The organism is Micromonospora chalcea, from assembly GCF_028768405.1.
Classification (GTDB): Bacteria; Actinomycetota; Actinomycetes; order Mycobacteriales; family Micromonosporaceae; genus Micromonospora; species Micromonospora chalcea.
In genome coordinates this window covers 5,519,531-5,538,850 of record NZ_CP118233.1, presented here as the reverse complement: position 1 = coordinate 5,538,850, position 19,320 = coordinate 5,519,531, and the positions used below count along the sequence as shown (strand labels likewise).

The window sequence follows — 19,320 nt, the reverse complement described above, 5'->3', positions numbered from 1 at the left end:
ACAAGGGGCCCTTCCTTACGAAGCAGGGGGTCAGCCGGCCTCGACGATCATGCCGGCGCCGACCGTACGGTTGGTGGCCTCGTCGATGATCACGAAGCCGCCGGTGGTGCGGTTGCGGCGGTACTCGTCGGCCAGCAGCGGCACCGTGGTGCGCAGCCGGACCCGGCCGATCTCGTTGAGCTTCAACTCGCCCACCGTCTCGTCCCGGTGCAGCGAGTTGATGTCCAGCCGGTAGTGCAGGCCACGCACGATCGCCCGCGCCGAGCGGGTGGTGTGCTTGATCGCGTACCTGCCGCCGACCTGCAACGGGCGGGTCTCGTCCATCCAGCAGACCATCGCCTCAATGTCCTGCACGGCCATCGGGGCGTTGTTCGGCCGGCAGATCATGTCGCCGCGGGAGATGTCCAGCTCGTCGGTCAGCCGGACCGTCACCGACATCGGCGGGAACGCCTCGTCCACCGGGCCGTCGGCGGTCTCCACCGCCGCGATCCGGCTGGTGAAGCCGGACGGCAGCACCATGATCTCGTCGCCCGGCTTGAGCACACCGGAGGCCACCTGCCCGGCGTAGCCCCGGTAGTCGGTGACGGTGGTGGACTGCGGCCGGATCACGTACTGCACCGGGAACCGCACGTCGACCAGGTTGCGGTCGGAGGCGATGTGCACCCGCTCCAGGTGGTGCAGCAGCGACGGGCCCTCGTACCACGGCATGTTCTCCGAGCGGGTGACGATGTTGTCGCCCTTGAGCGCGGAGACCGGCACCACAGTCAGGTCCGGCACGTCGAGCTTCGCCGCGAACGCGGTGAACTCGTCGGCGATCCGCTCGTAGACCTCCTGCGACCAGTCCACCAGGTCCATCTTGTTCACACAGAGAACCAGGTGCGGCACCCGCAGCAGCGAGCAGAGGAACGCGTGCCGGCGGGACTGCTCCACCAGGCCCTTACGCGCGTCCACCAGGATCAGCGCCAGGTCGGCGGTGGAGGCGCCGGTGACCATGTTCCGGGTGTACTGGATGTGCCCGGGGGTGTCGGCGATGATGAACTTGCGCCGCGGCGTGGCGAAGTAGCGGTACGCCACGTCGATGGTGATGCCCTGCTCCCGCTCGGCGCGCAGGCCGTCGGTGAGCAGCGCCAGGTTGGTGTACTCGTCGCCACGCGCCGCGCTGACCGCCTCGACGGCGGCGAGCTGGTCGGTGAACAGCGACTTGGTGTCGTAGAGCAGACGGCCGATGAGCGTCGACTTGCCGTCGTCGACGCTGCCCGCGGTGGCGAACCGCAGCAGGTCCATCGGCCGCGCGGTGTCGCTCTCGGCCGGCGCCAGGGTCTCGACGCTCATCAGAAGTAGCCCTCTCGCTTGCGGTCCTCCATGGCGGCCTCGCTGACCCGGTCGTCACCACGGGTCGCGCCGCGCTCGGTGATCCGCGTGGCGGCCACCTCCTCGATCACCTTCTCCACCGTGTCGGCGTCCGACCGGACCGCCGCGGTGCAGGAGGCGTCACCCACGGTCCGGTACCGCACCTGGGCCTTGAACGGCTGCTCACCGGCGCGGGCCCGGAAGAACTCGTTCACCGCGTAGAGCATGCCGTCGCGCTCGATCACCTCGCGCTCGTGCGCGTAGTAGATCGACGGCAGCGGAATCCGCTCCCGCGCGATGTAGTGCCACACGTCCAGCTCGGTCCAGTTCGACAGCGGGAACACCCGGATCGACTCGCCCGGGTGGTGCCGGCCGTTGTACAGCGCCCACAGCTCCGGACGCTGGTTCTTCGGGTCCCACTGGCCGAACTCGTCGCGGAAGCTGAACACCCGCTCCTTGGCCCGCGCCTTCTCCTCGTCGCGCCGGGCGCCGCCGAACAGCGCGTCGAAGCGGTGCTTCTCCACCGCCTCCAGCAGCACCGGCGTCTGGATCCGGTTGCGCATGCCGTCGGCGGACTCGCGGACCAGGCCCTTGTTCAGCGCCTCCGGCACGCTCGCCACGATCAGCTGCAGGCCCAGCTCGGCCACCCGCTGGTCGCGGTAGTCGAGCACCTCGGGGAAGTTGTGCCCGGTGTCCACGTGCATCACCGGGAAGGGGATGTTGGCCGGCGCGAACGCCTTCTGGGCCAACCGGAGCATCACGATCGAGTCCTTGCCGCCGGAGAAGAGCAGCACCGGCCGCTCCATCTCGGCGACCACCTCGCGCATCACGAAGATGCTCTCCGCCTCAAGGGCGTCGAGGTGCGACACCTGGTACGCGGCGGGGGACGTCATGACACGAACTCGATTCGCACGGATCCGTACATCGGATTCCAGACCTTTCAGGTCGGACTCGTGAAGAAGAACGCTCAGGTTACCCGGAATGCCGCTGCAACGCTGCAAGCAACCGACTCGCGAGATCCTTGCGGCAGACCAGCAGATCCGGTAGACGCGGGTCGGCCCCGTTGTATTTCAGCGCAGAACCGTCGATCCGGGAAGCATGCAGACCGGTGGCCGTCGCCACAGCGACCGGAGCGGCCGAATCCCACTCGTACTGACCGCCCGCGTGGATGTACGCGTCGACCTCACCGGTGACCACGGCGGCGATCTTCGCGCCCGCCGAGCCCATCGGGACCAGATGAGCGCCGACGTCCTCTGCCAGATCGGTCAGGAAAACCGGCGGACGGCTACGACTGGCCGCCAACCGGATGACCCGGCGGCCGCCGCCCACGGCCGCCTCCACTGTCATCGGCGGATACGCCGGCGGATGGTCCGTGCCGAGCACCCGGTGCTGGGCCGGCAGGCCCACCGCGCCCGCCACCAGACCGTGCGGCGTCGACGCGTGACGCGACCAGAGCGCCACGTGCACCGCCCAGTCCGAGCGCCCCTCCTCCGCGTACTCCCGGGTGCCGTCCAGCGGATCGATGATCCAGACCCGGTCCGCGTTCAGGCGCGACAACGCCGCGTCCGTCACCTCCGCCGTCCAGGCCAGCCGCGAACCCTCGTCCTCCTCCGACAGCACCGCGTCCGCCGGCCGCCACTTCGCCAGCTCGGTGCGGATCAGATCGTGCGAGACCTTGTCCCCGGCCGACCGGAGCGCGCCCGCGTCGGCGAACCCCATCTCCGTCCGCAACGCCGTCAGCGCCTGACCGGCCCGCGACGCCAGCCACCGGGCGAAGCCGCCGTCGATCATCGGAGGACTGCCCATGATGCTCCCGTCGCCCGCCCTTCGGTCCCCGGCCACTGCTCAGCCCCCGTGGTACAGGTTCTGCGTCGGCTCCACGCCCTTGAGAACCACCGACTCCACCACGTCCGCCGCGCGGTCCACCAGGAACTCCAACTCCTTGCGCTCCGACGGGGAGAAATCCGAGAGTACGTAGTCAGCCGGGTCCTGCCGCCCCGGCGGCCGGCCGATGCCGAACCGCACCCGCACGTAGTCCTTCGTGCCGAGCGACTTCGACATCGAACGCAGACCGTTGTGGCCGCCCTCGCCGCCGCCGCACTTCACCCGCACCTGCCCGTACGGGATGTCCAGCTCGTCGTGCACCGCGATCACGTGCGCCGGCGGGATCTTGTGGAACTGCGCCAGCCCGGCCACCGGGCCGCCGGAGAGGTTCATGTACGTCAACGGCTTGAGCAGCACCAGCTTCGGCCCGCCGAACCCCAGCCGCCCCTCCGCGGCCTCGGCCATCGCGCGCTTGTGCCGCCCGAACTTCGCGCCCACCCGGGCCGCCAGCAGGTCGGCCACCATGAACCCGACGTTGTGCCGGTTGTTCGCGTACTCCCGGCCGGGGTTGCCCAGGCCGACCACCAGCCACGGCCCCGCCTCGTCCGTCACCCGACGCCCCTTCCCGCTCGCTTCCCCGACCAGCCGTCCCGATACGCCGACAGGCGCCCCCGGGAACCGGGGACGCCTGTCGCACAGCCTTGCGGACCGGTCAGGCCTCGGTCTTCGCCTCGGCCGGGGCCTCCTCGCCCTCGGCGGCCGGAGCGCCCTCGGCACCCTCGGCGGTCTCCTCGCCGACCTCGGCCTCGGCCTCCTCGGTGGCCTCCTCGACCTCGGGGAGGGTGGCCTCGAGCTGCTCGGCGGTCGGAGCGGCGGTCACCGAGGCGACAGCGGTCTCCTCGTCGGTGGCCAGCTCGACGCCGGCCGGCAGCTCGACGTCGGCGGCGGTGATCGTGGTGCCCGGCTCGGCGCCCTCGATCGACGCCTCCAGGTGGTCCGGCACCTTGGTCGCGTCGGCGGTCACCGACAGCGTGTCGTGGTCGTGCACGATCAGCGTGTCCTTGGCGGCCTCACCGGTCAGCTGGACCGGGACCTCGACGGTGACCTTCTCGCCCCGGCGGACCAGCAGCAGGTCCACGTGCTCGAAGGTGTCCTTGATCGGGTCACGCTGGATCGCCTTCGGCAGCGCCAGCACCTGGGTGCCGTCGCTGACCTCGATCGCGAAGAGCTGGTTCGCGCCGCCCTTACGGATCGCGGCGGCGAACTCCCGCGCCGGAAGCGCGATGTGCTTGGGCTTCTCGCCGTGGCCGTACAGCACGGCGGGCACCTTGCCGGCCCGGCGGGTACGACGGGCACCACCCTTGCCGAACTCGGTACGGGGCTCGGCGCTGATCTTTACCTCGGACACGGGGAAACTCCTGATGCTTCGCTGCGGCGGCTTGTCGTCTGGCGGTGCTGGGGCGAGGGGCTCGCTGGGGCTAGGGTCATGAACGACCGCCCGGAGCACCGCGTCGATGACGGCGCCTCCGTGCGGTGCTTGTCAGCAGCCCGCCGGGCACCCTCGCCGTGGCAACCGCACCAGTCTACCCGAGGGAATTCCCGGCTCTCCGGCAGTCCCCCATATCACCGCGCCGCCGGTTCCGCAGGGCATCGGCCCGGCCGCCGGAACACCGGCGACCGGACCGGCACTCCTCAGCTCAGGCCACCGAACAGGGTGGTCACCGAACCGTCGTCGAAGACCTCCCGGATCGCCCGCGCCAGCAGCGGGGCGATCGACAGCACGGTCAGCTTGTCCAACTGCTTCTCCGACGGCAGCGGCAGCGTGTTCGTCACCACGACCTCGCTGATCGGGCTGTTCTTCAGCCGCTCCGTCGCCGGGTCGGACAGCAGCGCGTGGGTCGAGGCGACCACGATCTCCGCCGCGCCCTGCTCCTTGAGGATGTCCGCCGCCTTGGTGATCGTGCCGCCGGTGTCGATCATGTCGTCCACGATCAGGCACACCCGGCCCTCGACCTCACCGACCACCCGGTTCGCCACGACCTGGTTCGGCTTGAGCGGATCGCGGGTCTTGTGGATGAACGCCAGCGGGCAGCCGCCCAGCCGGTCGGTCCAGCGCTCCGCCACACGTACCCGGCCCGAGTCCGGCGCCACCACCGTCATCGGGCGGCCCGCGTACTTGTGCTCCACGTACTCGGCCAGCACGTCCATGGCGAACAGGTGGTCCACCGGGCCGTCGAAGAAGCCCTGGATCTGCGCGGTGTGCAGGTCGACGGTCAGGATGCGGTTCGCGCCCGCCGTCTTGAGCAGGTCGGCGATCAGCCGCGCCGAGATCGGCTCCCGGCCGCGGTGCTTCTTGTCCTGCCGCGCGTACGGGTAGAACGGCAGCACCACGGTGATCCGCTTGGCCGAACCGCGCTTCAGCGCGTCGACCATGATCAGGGTCTCCATGACCCAGGTGTTCACGCCGTGCGTCACGGACTGCACCACGAAGGCGTCCGAACCACGAACCGAGTCCTTGTACCGGACGAAGATCTCGCCGTTGGCGAAGTCGTACGCGTCGGCCGGCGTCGGCGCGACGCCGAGCACCTCACCGATCTCCTTGGCCAGCTCCGGAAAACCCCTCCCGGAGAAGAGCATCAGGCTCTTGCGGTTTTCGGCGACGATGCTGCCCATGGGCCCGTCTGCTCCCGTATGTCGGTGGTGCCCGGCGGCGGTGAGGCCGGGGAGTGTTCGGTTGCAGTATGCCCCCGGTTCAGCGATCCACCCACGGCCCGCCGATCCCCGTGGAGTCAGTCACCTTCCCTTGCGGCTGCGCCCGACTCCGGCGCATCCTCACCGGCCCGCCGCGCCGCCTCCGCGGCCTCCGTGCCGGCCCGCTTGCGCAGCACCCAGCCCTCCACGTTGCGCTGCTGGCCCCGCGCCACCGCCATCGCGCCCGGCGGCACGTCCCCGGTGATCACCGAACCCGCAGCCGTGTACGCGCCGTCGCCGACCCGCACCGGCGCCACGAACATGTTGTCCGCTCCGGTACGCGCGTGGCTGCCGATGGTGGTGTGGTGCTTGCGTACCCCGTCGTAGTTGACGAAGACGGTGGCCGCGCCGATGTTGCTGTGGTCGCCGATCGTCGCGTCCCCCACGTACGACAGGTGCGGCACCTTCGAGCCCTCACCGATCGACGTCTTCTTGGTCTCCACGAACGTGCCGACCTTCGCCTTGCGGCCCAGCCGCGACTCCGGCCGCAGGTACGCGTACGGCCCCACGCTGGCCTCCGGCCCCACCTCGGCGCCGAGCGCGTGGGAGCGCACCACGCTCGCGCCCGCGCCCACCACCGTGTCCACGAGCGTGGTGTCCGGGCCGACGAGCGCGCCCGCGCCGACCACCGTGGCGCCCTGGAGCTGCGTGTTCTGGTCGATCACCGCGTCCCGTTCCACGGTCACCGTCACGTCGATCCACGTCGTGTGCGGGTCGAGGATGCTGACCCCGGTACGCATCCAGCCCTCGTTCACCCGGTCCCGCAGCAGCCGCCGCAGCGCGGACAGCTCCACCCGGTCGTTGCAGCCGAGCGTCTCCACGTGGTCGGCGGCGCAGTGCACCGCCACCGGTTCCCCGGCGTCGCGCAGCAGCGCGAAGACGTCGGTCAGGTACTCCTCGCCCTGGTCGTTGTCGGTGGAGAGCTTGCCCAGCGCCTCCCGCAGGCGGGCCGCGTCGAACGCGTAGATGCCCGCGTTGATCTCCCGCAGCGCGCGCTGCTGGGGCGAGGCGTCCCGCTCCTCCACGATCTGCTCCAGGTGCCCCTGCACGTCCCGCACGATCCGGCCCAGGCCGGTCGGGTCCGGCACCTCGGCCGCCAGCACCGTCGCCGCCGCGGCGGCTTCCTCGTGCGCCTCGACGAGCGCCCGAACCGTCTCCGGCCGCAGCAGCGGCACATCCCCGTTGATCACCACGACGGTGCCGGTCGCGTCCGGCACCGCGTCCAGCGCGATGCGGACCGCGTGCCCGGTGCCGAGCTGGCGCTCCTGGAGCACCGGCGTCGCCGCCGGGGCCACGTCGGTCAGATGCGCCCGGACCTGGTCGGCGCCGTGGCCGACCACCACCACGGTGCGGTCCGCGCGCAGCGGCCCGGCCGCGGCGAGGACGTGACCGAGCAGGGTACGGCCGAGCAGTGGGTGCAGCACCTTGGGCAGGGACGACTTCATCCGCTTGCCCTCACCGGCGGCGAGCACGACAACGGTGCGGAGGTGGGGCTGGGACACGACGTGGCTCTCCCGTCGGGACGGCGACAGTCTCGCGGTCATGCTAACCACGCGGCTCGCCACAATTCGCATCCGGCCACACAAACGTCGTTCGCCCGGGAGCGATCCGACGAATGAGCTGGGGTGCCTGGATTCGAACCAGGAGCTCAAGGCTCCAAAGGCCTGCGGGTTGCCGTTACCCCACACCCCATTGCCATGTCAAGACCTACGGGTCAGCGACTTTTCCTTGCGCCTCGTCCGTGATCCGGAACAGCTCGGCGATCATACCTTCGATCCGCCAGTAGAGCTCGCGACTGCGGGGCACCGTGATCACGAGGCATCCGTGATAGGTCTCGCCTGTGTTCCGCCGCGGCGTGGTCGGGTTGTGCCGCTTGAGCACCGTGCGGCGAAACCGCTCGGCGGGCAGTCGCAGCCGCCGCACCCACCAACGCACAGCCGCCTCCGCGTCCGCTGACTCGTGGATGCTCACCCGGTAGGTCGGCACGGTCCGGTCCACGCCGCACACTTCGAGGAAGCGGAGGAAGAGGGCCAGCAATCCCGGATCGGTGTTGACGAACTGGACCGTCACCGGTCGACGCCAGGGCTTCGACTTGGCGCCCTCGCACCAGTAGATCGCGGCGCCCAACATCAGCAGATCCCGCTCACCGAGCCCGCCGACCACCCCGGCGGACCTGGCGTGTTCCGCGGCCTGCGCGGCGTCCCGCGACTCCCGGTACGCGCTCCAGCGCGCCTCCGTCATCGCTCGTGAATGGGCACGTCGCCGCTCGGCCGTCGCGTCGTCCGGGTTCAACGGCAGGTGCCGCACCCACTGGTACGCGGTCGACTTCGCCACGCCGAGCTGCTCCGCGATCTGGTTGACGGATCGGCCGGCCGCCCGCAGCCGCAGCGCCTCGGCGCGGTCGTCGTCACGGGCACGGGGCCGGCGGGTCCACTCCGGCGGCGGGACGCCGCGCAGCAGCGCGTACACCCGATCGCGGCCGATGCCGAGGCGGGCCCGGATGTCGGCGACGGAGAGCTGCTCCTGGACGCGCAGGCGGCGCGCCTCGGCGGCGAGTGGGTCGACCATGGACAGAACTTAGAACGTACGTACGACAACGAGGCGTCCGGTCGGACCGCGTACGCCTCGCCTGGCAGGATGGGGCGGGTGACCGACGTTCCCGGCAGTGACCGCGCCCGGCGGCGGCCCGCGCCGGCGGCGAAGCCGTCCCGGGTGCGGATGTCCGCGACGCAGCGGCGCGAGCAGTTGATCTCGATCGCCCGGCAGATCTTCGCCGAGCGCGGCTTCGACGCGACCTCGATCGAAGAGGTGGCGGCGCGCGCCAAGGTGTCCAAGCCGGTGGTCTACGAGCACTTCGGCGGCAAGGAAGGGCTCTACGCGGTGGTGGTGGACCGGGAGGTCCGGGCCCTGCTGGACCGGATCACCACGGCGCTGACCGCGGGCAATCCGCGGGAGCTGCTGGAGCAGGCCGCGTTGACGCTGCTGACCTACATCGAGGAGGAGACCAGCGGGTTCCGGGTGCTGGTCCGGGAGTCGCCGCTGATGTCGGCGACCGGCAATTTCAGCAGCGTGATGAACGACGTGGCACACCAGGTGGAGCACATCCTGGCGGGCGAGTTCTCCATCCGGGGGTACGACCCGAAGCTCGCCGAGCTCTACTCCCAGGCGCTCGTCGGCATGGTGGCGTTGACCGGGCGCTGGTGGCTGGAGGTGCGCAAGCCGCGCAAGGAGACGGTGGCGGCGCACCTGGTGAACCTGGCCTGGAACGGGTTGTCGCACCTGGAGTCGAAGCCCGGGCCGATCCCCCGGGGCTGACGCCGCGTCAGCGCAACAGCCGCGTCAGCGCTCGCCGATCGGGTGGTAGCGGCGCTGCCGTTCCTCCTCGGCGTGCTCGGCGGTGCCGACCTTGTCGTACAGGCCGGTGGCGAGCAGGATCAGCCCGAACAGCAGCGACACGATGACCGTGGACATCGAGAAGTTGAGGAAGTTCGCCGAGGTCTGCAGCACCGACATCATCAGGATGCCGGTGACCAGGAAGACCACGCCGGCGGTGAGGTTCATGTAGTGGCCGAGATTGGTGCGGCGGGACGCGCCGACCAGCAGGACCGCGCCGAAGACGACCGAGACCAGCGAGAAGGCCAGGTTGGTGCGCAGGCCCAGCGCCCAGTTGCTGCCCCGGCCGAACAGCCCTTCGCCCCAGGTCAGGAAGACGCCGTAGACGCCGAAGACGAGGATGTAGAGGCCGATGAGCCCGGACAGCACCCGGTAGAGGGGCCGCGCGGGGTGGTTCACCGGGAAGTGCGCCATGGTGCCCTCCAGTCGTGCGACTGATTCGGGGCAATTGTCGCCTGGGTTGTCCGTTCGCGTCCGGAAAACACCGAAGGCCCGGCGCGCGGCGCGCCGGGCCTTCGTACGAGGAGGGGATCAGAGCACCAGGCGGGCCTTCTGCCATGCCTCGTGCTCCTCGTCGGAGCCGACCTTGCTGTACATGCCGGCCATCAGGAGCACCAGCGCCAGGGTCAGGACCACGACGTCGGTCATGATCGAGAAGTTGAAGATGTTGACGTCGGTCTGCAGGAACGCCAGCGAGCCCAGGCCGATCACCATCAGGGTGTAGGCCAGCCACTGGTTGATCGCCACGTCGAGGTTGCGGCCGATCGCGGTGCCGACCAGGATCACGACGCCGACGAGCACCGACACCAGCGAGAACGCCATGTTGGTGCCCTGGCCGAGAACCTTGGTGTCGTCCTGGGCGAAGAAATCGCCACCGGCGCTGGCGATGACGCCGAGGCCGCCGAAGACGACGAAGTACAGACCAACGATCCCGCCGATCGCCCGGTAGATCGGCCGCGCGGGGTGGTTGACGGGGGTGTGGGCCATCTCTGCGTCTCCAAAAGACCGTTCGGACGAGGGTTCCACCGGTGATTGTCCCGTACGCCGGTCAGTGACGCCGCACACCCCCCACCCCGGCGGCAGGTCAGCCGCCCGGCAGCTCCTCGGCCAGGGCCAGCCAGGTCTCCTCGGTGCGGTCCCGCTCGGCCCGTACCTCCTTGAGCTGTGCGTCCAGCTCGGCGACCCGGGTGTAGTCGGTGGCGTTCGCGGCGAGCTGCTCGTGCAGGGCCGCCTCCTTCTGTTCCAGCTTGGCGATCTGCCGTTCCAGCCGGTTGAGTTCCTTCTTCGCGGTGCGTACCTCGGCGGCGGACATGCCCTCGCGGGCCGGCGCCGTGGTGGCCGGGGTGAGGTCGGCGGGCGCCGGGCCGCCGGCCGCGGCGGCGCGCGCCAGGTACTCGTCGACGCCGCCGGGCAAGTGCACCAGCCGGCCGTCGCCGAACATGCCGTACGCGACGTCGGTGACCCGCTCGATCAGGTAGCGGTCGTGGCTGGCCACCACGATCGTGCCGGGCCAGGAGTCGAGCAGGTCCTCCAGCGCGGCGAGCGTGTCGGTGTCCAGGTCGTTGGTGGGCTCGTCGAGCAGGAGCACGTTGGGTTCCCCGGCGAGCAGGCGCAGCATCTGCAGGCGGCGGCGTTCCCCGCCGGACAGGTCGCTCACCGGGGTCCAGAGCCGCCGGTCGTCGAAGCCGAAGATCTCGGCGAGCTGGGCGGCGCTGATCTCCCGGTCGCCGAACTGCACGCGCCGGGCCACCTCTTCGACGGCTTCCAGCACGCGCAGGTGGCCGGGGAGTTCGGCGAGTTCCTGGGAGAGGAACGCGGGCCGGACGGTCTGCCCGGCGGCGAAGCGCCCGCCGTCGGGGCCGGTCACCCCGGCGAGCATCCGCAGCAGGGTGGTCTTGCCGGCGCCGTTGCGCCCGAGGATGGCCACCCGGTCGCCGGGCCCGACCTGCCAGGTGGTGTCGTGCAGGATCTCCTTCGGGCCGGCGTGCAGCCGCACGTGTTCGAGGTCGTACACCTGCTTGCCGAGCCGGGCGGTGGCGAGCCGTTGCAGCGACATGGTGTCGCGGGGTTCCGGGACGTCGGCGATGAGCGCGTTCGCCGCGTCGATGCGGAACTTGGGCTTGGAGGTGCGCGCCGGGGCACCGCGGCGCAGCCAGGCGATCTCCTTGCGGAGCAGGTTCTGCCGGCGGGCCTCGGTGGCGGCGGCCACGCGCTGCCGTTCGACGCGGGCGAGCGTCCACGCGGCGAAGCCGCCCTCGTACGCCCGGACGGTCTGGTCGGCGACCTCCCAGGTGGTGGTGCAGACGGCGTCGAGGAACCAGCGGTCGTGGGTGACCACGACGAGCGCGCCCTTGCGGGTGACGAGGTGGCGGGCCAGCCAGTCGACGCCACCGACGTCGAGGTGGTTGGTGGGCTCGTCGAGGACGAGCAGGTCGGCGTCGCGGACCAGCAGCGCGGCGAGCGCGACCCGGCGGCGTTCCCCGCCGGACATCGGGCCGACCGGCGTGTCCAGGCCGAGGTGGGGCATGCCGAGGCCGTCGAGGATGGCGCGCACGCCCGCGTCGCCGGCCCACTCGTGCTCGGCGCCCATGCTCTCGCCGAGCCAGGCGGTGCCGAGCACGACGTCCCGCACGGTGAGGTCGGGGGCCAGGTCCAGGCGCTGCGGCAGCCAGGCGACGCGCAGGTCGCGGCGGTGGGTGACGCGGCCGTCGTCGGGTTCCTCGGTGCGGGTGAGCAGCCGCAGCAGCGTCGACTTGCCGGCGCCGTTGAGGCCCACCACGCCGACCCGGTCGGCGTCGTCGAGGCCGAGCGAGACGTCGGTGAGCAGCGGCCCGGCGGCGCCGTACCCCTTGGACACCCGGTCCAGGTTGACGATGTTGGCCATTCCCCACCTTTCACGACTCAGGCGTCCCGGGGCCCGGAACGCCTGAGTCAAGGGTACGGGGCGTCAGACCACGCGGGCGCCGGCGACCGGTCCGTGCGCGACGCGGGCCTCCCGGCACACCCCGGCGGCGGTCAGCTCGGCGGCGATCCGCCCCGCGTCGGACTCGCCGGCGGCGAGGAAGACGCAGGTGGGTCCGGAGCCGGAGACGATGCCGGCGAGCGCGCCGGCGGCCTCGCCGGCCTTGAGCGTCTCGGCCAGCGACGGGCGCATGGTCAGCGCGGCGGCCTGGAGGTCGTTGCCGAGCGTGGCGGCGAGGACCCGCGGGTCGCGTTGGCGCAGCGCGGCGAGCAGCGCGTCGGTGCTGCCCAGCGGCGTCCCGGCGGCCCCGGCGTCGCGTAGCCGGTCCAGTTCCCGGTAGGCGGCCGGGGTGGACAGGCCGCCGTCGGCGATCGCCACCACCCAGTGCCAGGAGGTGGGGCGGGCGAGCACCGGGCTGACCGTCTCGCCGCGGCCGGTGCCGAGCGCGGTGCCGCCGTGGATGAGGAACGGCACGTCGGAGCCGAGGTCGGCGGCGATGCCGGCCAGTTCGTCGCGGGACAGCCCGGTGCCCCAGAGCGTGTCGCAGGCGACGAGCGCGGCGGCGGCGTCGGCGCTGCCGCCGGCGAGCCCGCCCGCGAGCGGGATCTGCTTGCGCAGGTGCAGCCGGGCGTGCGGGGCGACGCCCGCGTAGCCGGCGAGCGCGTGCGCGGCGCGCAGCGCCAGGTTGGTGTCGTCCAGCGCCAGCTCCCCGGCGCCCTCGCCCTCCATGGTGAGGGTGAGGGTGTCGCCGCGCCGGGCGGTCAGCTCGTCGTAGATGGAGATCGCGTGGTAGACGGTGTTCAGCTCGTGGTAGCCGTCACGGCGCAGCGGTCCCACCCCGAGATGCAGGTTGACCTTGGCGGGCACCCGCACCTTGACCGGGCCGCTGGCCCCGCGCCGCTGCCCGTCCTCGTCCTCCGGTCGCCATGCCTCGGTCACCGGGTGCGCTCCCCTGGACGCGGGCGGATGTCGAACGGCTTCTGCACGGTCAGCTCCTCGGCGGGGTCGGGCAACGGCGCCAGCCTACTGCTCGGCGGCGGAGCCGTCGGGGGCCGACGCGGCGATGGCGGCGAACTGCTCCACGGTGAGCGATTCGCCGCGTGCGGACGGGTCCACGCCGGCCGCGGCGAGCGCCGCGGCGGCCCGGTCCGCGCCGCCGGCCCAGCCGGCCAGGGCGGCGCGCAGCGTCTTGCGGCGCTGCGCGAACGCGGCGTCGACGACGGCGAAGACGGCCTTCCGGGGTACGTCCGGCCGGGGCGGTTCGCGCCTGGTGAACGCGACCAGACCGGAGTCGACGTTCGGCACCGGCCAGAACACGTTCGGCGGGACCTTGCCGGCGGCCCGGGAGCGGGCGTACCAGGCGAGTTTGACCGACGGGATGCCGTACACCTTGGAGCCGGGACCGGCGACGAGCCGGTCGGCGACCTCCTTCTGCACCATCACCAGGCCGTGCCGCAGTGTGGGCAGCTCGGCGAGCAGGTGCAGCACGACCGGCACGGCGACGTTGTAGGGCAGGTTCGCCACCAGCGCGGTCGGCGCCGGGTCGGCCAGGTCGGCGGCGGTGACCCGCAGCGCGTCGGCCGGGTGGACGGTGAGCCGCCCGGCGGCCTCGCCGGCGAAGCGTGCGGCGGTCTCCGGCAGCGCGGCGGCGAGCGCCGGGTCGAGTTCCACGGCGTGCACGTGCGCGGCGACCGGGAGCAGGGCGAGCGTGAGCGAGCCGAGGCCGGGGCCGACCTCCAGTGCCACGTCGTCCGGGGTCAGCCCGGCGGTGGTGACGATGCGGCGCACCGTGTTCGGGTCGTGCACGAAGTTCTGGCCGAGCTTCTTTGTCGGCGTGACGCCGAGGCGCGCGGCGAGTTCCCGGATCTCCGCCGGGCCGAGGAGTCCGGTCACGCCCCGTAGCGTAAGCGCCCCCGCCCGAGGGGAAGGAAGGGCCCCTTCTTAACGCCTCGCGATATGGAGGGGCCCCTTCTTAACGCCACGGGCCGAACGCGCGCTCACCGTTGGTGGAGATGGCGGCGCAGAGGGTGTCCAGGTCGGCGCCGGTGGTCTCGGCGAGGAAGCGGACGGTCAGCGGGATCAGGTACGAGGCGTTGGGCCGTCCCCGGTGCGGCATCGGGGTGAGGTACGGCGCGTCGGTCTCCACCAGCATCTGCTCGGGCGGGGTGACGGCGGCGGCCTCGCGCAGCGCGGCGGCGCTGCCGAACGTGACGGTGCCGGCGAAGCTGAGCAGGAAGCCGCGCCGGACGCACTCGCGGGCGAAGTCGGCGTCGCCGGAGAAGCAGTGCATGACCACGGTGTCCGGGGCGCCCTCGTCGTCGACGACGCGCAGCACGTCGACGTGCGCGTCGCGGTCGTGGATGACCAGCGCCTTGCCGTGCCGCTTCGCGATGGCGATGTGTGCCCGGAAGCTCTCCTCCTGCGCGGCCCGCCCCTCCTCGCCGGTACGGAAGAAGTCCATCCCGGTCTCGCCGACGCCCCGGACCCGGTCCCGGCCGGCGAGCGTCTCGATCTCGCGCAGCGCCTCGTCCAGGTCGGCCAGCCGGGGCGCCTCGTTCGGGTGCAGCGCGACGGTGGCGAGCACCGCTGCGTACCGGTCGGCGACGTCGGCGCCCCACCGGGACGAGTCGACGTCCACGCCGACCTGCACGAGCCGGTCCACGCCGGCCCGGGCGGCGACGGCGATCGCGGCGGCCACCGGGTCGTCGCCGGAGGCGCCGCCCGGGGGTGTGCCGAACTCGCCGACGGTGATGTCGAGGTGGGTGTGGCTGTCCGGCACGGGTACGGGCAGCGGCTCGGGTGCGGGCGGGAACTCCCCGGCCCGGCGGGCGGCGCGCTGCTTGCGGGTCTCGGTCTGCTCGGTCATCGCGGCCAGCATCACACACCGGCGCGGGCCGGCGTTCCCGGACCGCCACCGGCCGTTCACACGCCCCACATCTGGCGGGCTTAGCGTCCCGGAGTGACAGTCACCGACCATGCCGGTGGGCCCGCCTCCGACCGGGCCGGGTTGCGCGTGACGTACGCCGGCCGGGTGCACCCGGCCGAGGAGATCGCCCGGGGCGCGGCGTACGAGCTGTTCAGCGCCGACGAGGCGCCCGGGTTCGAGTGGTGTCCCCGGCCCGGGGGCGGCTATCCGTGGCGCCGGTTCGTGCACGCGACCGAGGTGGACGCGGTGCACGGGGGCCCCGGGACGGCCGACGAGACGGACGCGCCGCTGCTGATGCCGGTGCACCGGGACCGGGGTTGGGCGTACGTACACCGGCTCAGCCAGCAGCCGGGGGCGGCGGGTGACCCGACGTTGGCCGCGGTGCGGGCCTCGGCGGTGATCCGGCCGGGCACCCGGATGGTGAAGGTGCTCTCCGCCCGGCAGCTCGCCGGCTACGTGCGGGGGTGGCTGCCGCACGGCTTCTGCTACCGGGAGCACGACGTGGCGCACCTGCGGACACCGGCCGGGATGGCGGTGCTGCGGGGCGACTCCGAGGGCGGTGACGTGGCGTACGCGCTGCGCTGGCGGGCCGCCGACCCGGCCGACTACGACGTGCCGGTGGGCGAGGCGCACCGGGGGCTCATGGCGTTGCCGCCCCGGGACCGGCTCGGGCCGCCGGTGCTGGGCACCGGGTTCGTGCCGAGCAGCGCGCAGCTCGTGCCGGAGTTCGTCACCCGGGAGTTCGCCGACCTGCCGATGCCGGCGAACGCCACGCTGCTGGCCTATCCGGCCGAGGGGGTGGAGGTGGTGCTCTACACCTACCAGGCGGAGCAGCGGGGCTGGCTGCGCCTGGCGGGTCCGCAGTGGCGGCACCTGCTCGCCGCGGTGCCCGGCCTGGCCGCCGATCAGGAGTACGTGCCGACCGGCGAGGCGCCGCGCTCGACCCGGCTCGTCGGCACGTACGCGGGTTCGGAGTACGAGGCGGTGGCCGACCAGCCGGGCGGGTTCCGGGTGCTGGCGATGACCCGGGCGGCCCGCTACCCGGTGGACACGGCGGCCCGGCGGCTGCGCACGGCGACCTGGCGCGGGACGCCGTGCCTGGTGCTGCGGGAGGAGGGTGGCTGGCTGCGGTTGCGGCTGCGCCGCCCGGATCCGGACGCGGTGGCCGCGACCGGCGCGCAGTGTCTGGAACGCGGCGTGTACGAGGTCTGGGCGCCGGGCGGCGAGCTGACCGACGACCGGGTGGTGGACCTGCCCTATCCGGCCCGGCACGCATAGACGGGGGCAGGTCGGGAAGCCGTTGGGGTCCGAGAAGCCCGCGCTGAGGGGGAATCCCGACATGCCTTTCGTCACCGTCGGTACGGAGAACTCCGCACCCATCGACCTGTACTACGAGGATCACGGTTCCGGTCAGCCGATCGTGCTGATCCACGGTTTCCCGTTCAACGGGGCGACCTGGGAGAAGATGAGCGGTCCGCTGCTGAACGCCGGGTACCGGGTGATCACGTACGACCGGCGTGGGTTCGGCAACTCCGCGCAGCCGGCCATGGGCTACGACTACGACACGTTCGCCGCCGACCTGGACGTGTTGATGACCGAGCTGGACCTGCGCAACGCGATCCTGGTCGGGCACTCCATGGGCACCGGTGAGGTGACCCGCTACCTGGGCGCGTACGGGTCGGACCGGGTGGACCGGGCGGTCCTGCTGGCCCCGTTGGCGCCGTACCTGCTGAAGACGCCCGACGACCCGGAGGGCGTCGACAAGAGCATGTTCGAGGGGTTCCAGAAGGCGATCATCCAGGACCGGTTCGCCTACCTGACCCAGTTCTGCGACGCGTTCTTCAACGCCAGCGAGAACCGGGGGAAGCTGGTCAGCGACGAGGCGTACCACGCGCACTGGCAGATCGGCGCGCAGGCGTCGGCCAAGGGCACCCACGACTCGGTGGACGCCTGGCAGACCGACTTCCGCGGTGACCTGCCGAACATCGACGTGCCGGTGCTGATCATCCAGGGCGACAAGGACAACGTGCTGCCGTTCCCGGTGACGGGCCAGCGGCTGGTGAACATGCTGTCCGACGCCAAGCTGGTCACGTTGAAGGGTGCGCCGCACGGCACGCCGTGGACCCATCCCACCGAGGTCAACAAGGCCATCATGGAGTTCATCGGCAAGCCGAGCATGGCGACCGCCTGACCCGGCGGACGATCGCGGCCCCGGGGAGATCCCCGGGGCCGCGGTTCGCGCGCGTGCTCAGCCGGCCAGCCGGGCCAGCTCCTCCTCGACGATGGACGGGTCGAGCTTGCGGAACACCGGCTTCGGCGCCGCGAGCGGCCGGCCCACCTCCAGGGGTACGGACTCCCAGCGCGCCCCGACCGTGTAGTCACCGGTCAGCACCGGGTACGACGGCCCGCCGTCGAGGTCGTCGACCTCCTCGATCACCGGCATCGGGGCGTGCGTGCCGGTGCCGCCGAGCAGCTCGTGGATCTTCTGGGCGGAGTGCGGCAGGAACGGGGTGAGCAGCGTGTTGGCGTCGCTGACCACCTGGAGCGCGACGTGCAGGATGGTGCCCATGCGGGGCTTGTCGTCCTCGCCCTTGAGCTTCCAGGGCGCCTGCTCGGAGAGGTACTTGTTGGCCTCGGCGACGACCTTCATGGCCTCGCCGATGGCCTGCTTCTGCCGGTGCCGGGCGATCAGGTCGCCGACGGTGGCGAAGCCCGCCTTCGCGGTGTCCAGCAGCGCCTGGTCGGCCTCGGTGAGCCCGGCCGGGTCGACCGGCGGGACGGCGCCGAAGTTCTTCGCCGCCATCGACACCGACCGGTTGACCAGGTTGCCCCAGCCGGCGACCAGTTCGTCGTTGTTGCGGCGCAGGAACTCGGCCCAGGTGAAGTCGGTGTCGTTGCTCTCCGGGCCGGCCACCGCGATGAAGTAGCGCAGCGCGTCGGCGTCGTAGCGCTCCAGGAAGTCCCGGACGTAGATGACCACCTTGCGGGAGGAGGAGAACTTCCGCCCCTCCATGGTGAGGTATTCGCTGGAGACGACCTCGGTGGGCAGGTTGAGCCGGCCCAGCTCGCCCGGCTCGCCGTCGCGGGCCCCCTCACCGGAGTAGCCGCCGAGCAGCGCCGGCCAGATCACCGAGTGGAAGACGATGTTGTCCTTGCCCATGAAGTAGTAGGAGCGGGCGTCCTTCCCTTCCCCGTCCGCCGACCACCACTTGCGCCAGGCCTCCGGGTCGCCGGTGCGGCGGGCCCACTCGATGGACGCGGACAGGTAGCCGATGACCGCGTCGAACCAGACGTAGATCCGCTTGTCCGGCCGGTCGCGCCAGTCGTCCAGCGGGATCGGCACGCCCCACTCCAGGTCGCGGGTGATGGCCCGGGGCTGGAGGTCGTCGAGCAGGTTGCGGGAGAACCGCAGCACGTTGGGGCGCCAGCCCTCGCGGTTGTCCAGCCACTGCCGCAGCGCGTCGGCCAGGGCGGGCAGGTCGAGGAAGAAGTGCTCGGTCTCGACGAACTCCGGCGTCTCCCCGTTGATCTTCGACTTGGGGTCGATCAGGTCGATCGGGTCGAGCTGGTTGCCGCAGTTGTCGCACTGGTCGCCGCGCGCGCTGTCGTAGCCGCAGATCGGGCAGGTGCCCTCGATGTAGCGGTCGGGCAGCGTCCGGCCGGTGGACGGGGAGATCGCGCCGGTGGTGACCTTCGGGACGATGTAGCCGTTGCGGTACAGGCCGGTGAACAGCTCCTGCACCACAGCGTAGTGGTTGCGCGTGGTGGTGCGGGTGAACAGGTCGTACGACAGGCCCAGCGCCCGCAGGTCCTCGGCGATCACCCGGTTGTAGCGGTCGGCCAGTTCGCGCGGGGTGACTCCCTCGGCGTCGGCCTGCACCTGGATCGGGGTGCCGTGTTCGTCGGTGCCGGAGACCATGAGCACGTCGTGGCCGGCCATCCGCATGTACCGGGCGAAGACGTCGGAGGGAACGCCGAATCCGGATACGTGGCCGATGTGGCGCGGGCCGTTGGCGTAGGGCCAGGCGACCGCGGCGAGAACGTGACTCATGAGCAGCAAGCCTAGTGATTGCGGTGGGCGGGCCGCGAACCAATGGGCGGCAGGCGCCGGCCG

At 71.8% G+C, this 19,320-nt stretch carries 17 protein-coding genes, 1 tRNA gene and 1 pseudogene; 3 read left to right on the top strand and 16 right to left on the bottom strand.

Going from position 1 to position 19,320, the window contains the following annotated elements; genetic code table 11:
* Window positions 1-30: 30 nt before the first annotated feature.
* From PVK74_RS25040 to PVK74_RS25000, 9 genes and pseudogenes are all read right to left on the bottom strand, one after another.
* Window positions 31-1,332, bottom strand: a complete 1,302-nt coding sequence (locus PVK74_RS25040) for a sulfate adenylyltransferase subunit 1 (protein ID WP_030501168.1) — start codon at window positions 1,330-1,332, stop codon at window positions 31-33.
* Window positions 1,332-2,243: a sulfate adenylyltransferase subunit CysD gene (cysD, locus tag PVK74_RS25035; protein WP_030501167.1), complete on the bottom strand. Its 912-nt coding sequence runs from the start codon at window positions 2,241-2,243 to the stop codon at window positions 1,332-1,334. The genes PVK74_RS25040 and cysD overlap by 1 nt, the downstream gene beginning before the upstream one ends.
* A gap of 79 nt (window positions 2,244-2,322) precedes the next feature.
* A complete protein-coding gene (locus tag PVK74_RS25030) occupies window positions 2,323-3,156 on the bottom strand; it encodes an inositol monophosphatase family protein (RefSeq protein WP_069087186.1) in 834 nt (277 codons plus the stop codon).
* Between the two features lie 39 nt (window positions 3,157-3,195).
* Window positions 3,196-3,786: an aminoacyl-tRNA hydrolase gene (gene pth, locus PVK74_RS25025; RefSeq protein ID WP_030501165.1), complete on the bottom strand. Its 591-nt coding sequence runs from the start codon at window positions 3,784-3,786 to the stop codon at window positions 3,196-3,198.
* A 100-nt stretch (window positions 3,787-3,886) separates the two neighbouring features.
* Window positions 3,887-4,582 (bottom strand): 50S ribosomal protein L25/general stress protein Ctc, encoded by a 696-nt coding sequence (locus PVK74_RS25020; protein WP_013283957.1) that lies wholly within the window; start codon window positions 4,580-4,582, stop codon window positions 3,887-3,889.
* A gap of 284 nt (window positions 4,583-4,866) precedes the next feature.
* Window positions 4,867-5,847, bottom strand: coding sequence for a ribose-phosphate diphosphokinase (locus PVK74_RS25015; protein ID WP_030501163.1), 981 nt, complete (start codon window positions 5,845-5,847; stop codon window positions 4,867-4,869).
* A gap of 56 nt (window positions 5,848-5,903) precedes the next feature.
* Window positions 5,904-7,469 (bottom strand): annotated as a pseudogene (gene glmU, locus PVK74_RS25010) (bifunctional UDP-N-acetylglucosamine diphosphorylase/glucosamine-1-phosphate N-acetyltransferase GlmU); the annotation flags it as partial.
* A 76-nt stretch (window positions 7,470-7,545) separates the two neighbouring features.
* Window positions 7,546-7,617: transfer RNA gene (locus PVK74_RS25005), tRNA-Gln, on the bottom strand.
* Window positions 7,618-7,632: 15 nt separating this feature from the next.
* Window positions 7,633-8,493, bottom strand: a complete 861-nt coding sequence (locus tag PVK74_RS25000) for a helix-turn-helix domain-containing protein (protein WP_274477370.1) — start codon at window positions 8,491-8,493, stop codon at window positions 7,633-7,635.
* Window positions 8,494-8,571: 78 nt separating this feature from the next.
* On the opposite strand from PVK74_RS25000, the gene PVK74_RS24995 reads away from it, so the two are divergent.
* Window positions 8,572-9,240, top strand: a complete 669-nt coding sequence (locus tag PVK74_RS24995) for a TetR/AcrR family transcriptional regulator (RefSeq protein ID WP_043326808.1) — start codon at window positions 8,572-8,574, stop codon at window positions 9,238-9,240.
* A gap of 24 nt (window positions 9,241-9,264) precedes the next feature.
* On the opposite strand, the gene PVK74_RS24990 is transcribed toward PVK74_RS24995, so the two are convergent.
* The 6 genes from PVK74_RS24990 to PVK74_RS24965 all read right to left on the bottom strand — a co-directional run bounded on the left by PVK74_RS24990 (window position 9,265) and on the right by PVK74_RS24965 (window position 15,158).
* Window positions 9,265-9,732, bottom strand: coding sequence for a DUF4383 domain-containing protein (locus tag PVK74_RS24990; protein WP_043326810.1), 468 nt, complete (start codon window positions 9,730-9,732; stop codon window positions 9,265-9,267).
* Window positions 9,733-9,849: 117 nt separating this feature from the next.
* The gene (locus PVK74_RS24985; protein ID WP_043326811.1) at window positions 9,850-10,305 is read right to left on the bottom strand and encodes a DUF4383 domain-containing protein; all 456 of its coding nucleotides are present in this window, start codon (window positions 10,303-10,305) and stop codon (window positions 9,850-9,852) included.
* Window positions 10,306-10,402: 97 nt separating this feature from the next.
* Window positions 10,403-12,202: an ABC-F family ATP-binding cassette domain-containing protein gene (locus PVK74_RS24980; protein WP_187693859.1), complete on the bottom strand. Its 1,800-nt coding sequence runs from the start codon at window positions 12,200-12,202 to the stop codon at window positions 10,403-10,405.
* A 63-nt stretch (window positions 12,203-12,265) separates the two neighbouring features.
* A complete protein-coding gene (locus tag PVK74_RS24975; protein WP_043326815.1) occupies window positions 12,266-13,219 on the bottom strand; it encodes a 4-(cytidine 5'-diphospho)-2-C-methyl-D-erythritol kinase in 954 nt (317 codons plus the stop codon).
* Window positions 13,220-13,303: 84 nt separating this feature from the next.
* The gene (rsmA, locus tag PVK74_RS24970; protein ID WP_030501155.1) at window positions 13,304-14,173 is read right to left on the bottom strand and encodes a 16S rRNA (adenine(1518)-N(6)/adenine(1519)-N(6))-dimethyltransferase RsmA; all 870 of its coding nucleotides are present in this window, start codon (window positions 14,171-14,173) and stop codon (window positions 13,304-13,306) included.
* Window positions 14,174-14,252: 79 nt separating this feature from the next.
* On the bottom strand, window positions 14,253-15,158 hold the full coding sequence (locus tag PVK74_RS24965) for a TatD family hydrolase (protein WP_274477367.1): 906 nt from the start codon (window positions 15,156-15,158) through the stop codon (window positions 14,253-14,255).
* 81 nt (window positions 15,159-15,239) lie between these two features.
* Between PVK74_RS24965 and PVK74_RS24960 the strand changes: the two genes are divergently transcribed.
* Both PVK74_RS24960 and PVK74_RS24955 read left to right on the top strand, forming a co-directional pair.
* Complete coding sequence (locus tag PVK74_RS24960; protein ID WP_274477366.1) at window positions 15,240-16,484, top strand: hypothetical protein; 1,245 nt, start codon at window positions 15,240-15,242, stop codon at window positions 16,482-16,484.
* Window positions 16,485-16,545: 61 nt separating this feature from the next.
* Entirely contained in the window at window positions 16,546-17,397 is an 852-nt protein-coding gene (locus tag PVK74_RS24955) for an alpha/beta fold hydrolase (protein WP_043326820.1), read from the top strand.
* 57 nt (window positions 17,398-17,454) lie between these two features.
* Here PVK74_RS24955 and metG read toward each other — a convergent pair whose 3' ends face one another.
* The gene (metG, locus tag PVK74_RS24950; protein ID WP_043330658.1) at window positions 17,455-19,257 is read right to left on the bottom strand and encodes a methionine--tRNA ligase; all 1,803 of its coding nucleotides are present in this window, start codon (window positions 19,255-19,257) and stop codon (window positions 17,455-17,457) included.
* Window positions 19,258-19,320: the final 63 nt, after the last annotated feature.

Coding starts and splice junctions, on each gene's coding strand:
- metG (WP_043330658.1), bottom strand. CDS start 19,257: ATGAGTCACGTTCTCGCCGCGGTCGCCTGGCCCTACGCCAACGGCCCG.
- PVK74_RS24990 (WP_043326810.1), bottom strand. CDS start 9,732: ATGGCGCACTTCCCGGTGAACCACCCCGCGCGGCCCCTCTACCGGGTG.
- PVK74_RS25030 (WP_069087186.1), bottom strand. CDS start 3,156: ATGGGCAGTCCTCCGATGATCGACGGCGGCTTCGCCCGGTGGCTGGCG.
- cysD (WP_030501167.1), bottom strand. CDS start 2,243: ATGACGTCCCCCGCCGCGTACCAGGTGTCGCACCTCGACGCCCTTGAG.
- PVK74_RS24985 (WP_043326811.1), bottom strand. CDS start 10,305: ATGGCCCACACCCCCGTCAACCACCCCGCGCGGCCGATCTACCGGGCG.
- PVK74_RS24980 (WP_187693859.1), bottom strand. CDS start 12,202: ATGGCCAACATCGTCAACCTGGACCGGGTGTCCAAGGGGTACGGCGCC.
- PVK74_RS25015 (WP_030501163.1), bottom strand. CDS start 5,847: ATGGGCAGCATCGTCGCCGAAAACCGCAAGAGCCTGATGCTCTTCTCC.
- PVK74_RS24965 (WP_274477367.1), bottom strand. CDS start 15,158: ATGCTGGCCGCGATGACCGAGCAGACCGAGACCCGCAAGCAGCGCGCC.
- PVK74_RS24955 (WP_043326820.1), top strand. CDS start 16,546: ATGCCTTTCGTCACCGTCGGTACGGAGAACTCCGCACCCATCGACCTG.
- PVK74_RS25000 (WP_274477370.1), bottom strand. CDS start 8,493: ATGGTCGACCCACTCGCCGCCGAGGCGCGCCGCCTGCGCGTCCAGGAG.
- PVK74_RS25040 (WP_030501168.1), bottom strand. CDS start 1,332: ATGAGCGTCGAGACCCTGGCGCCGGCCGAGAGCGACACCGCGCGGCCG.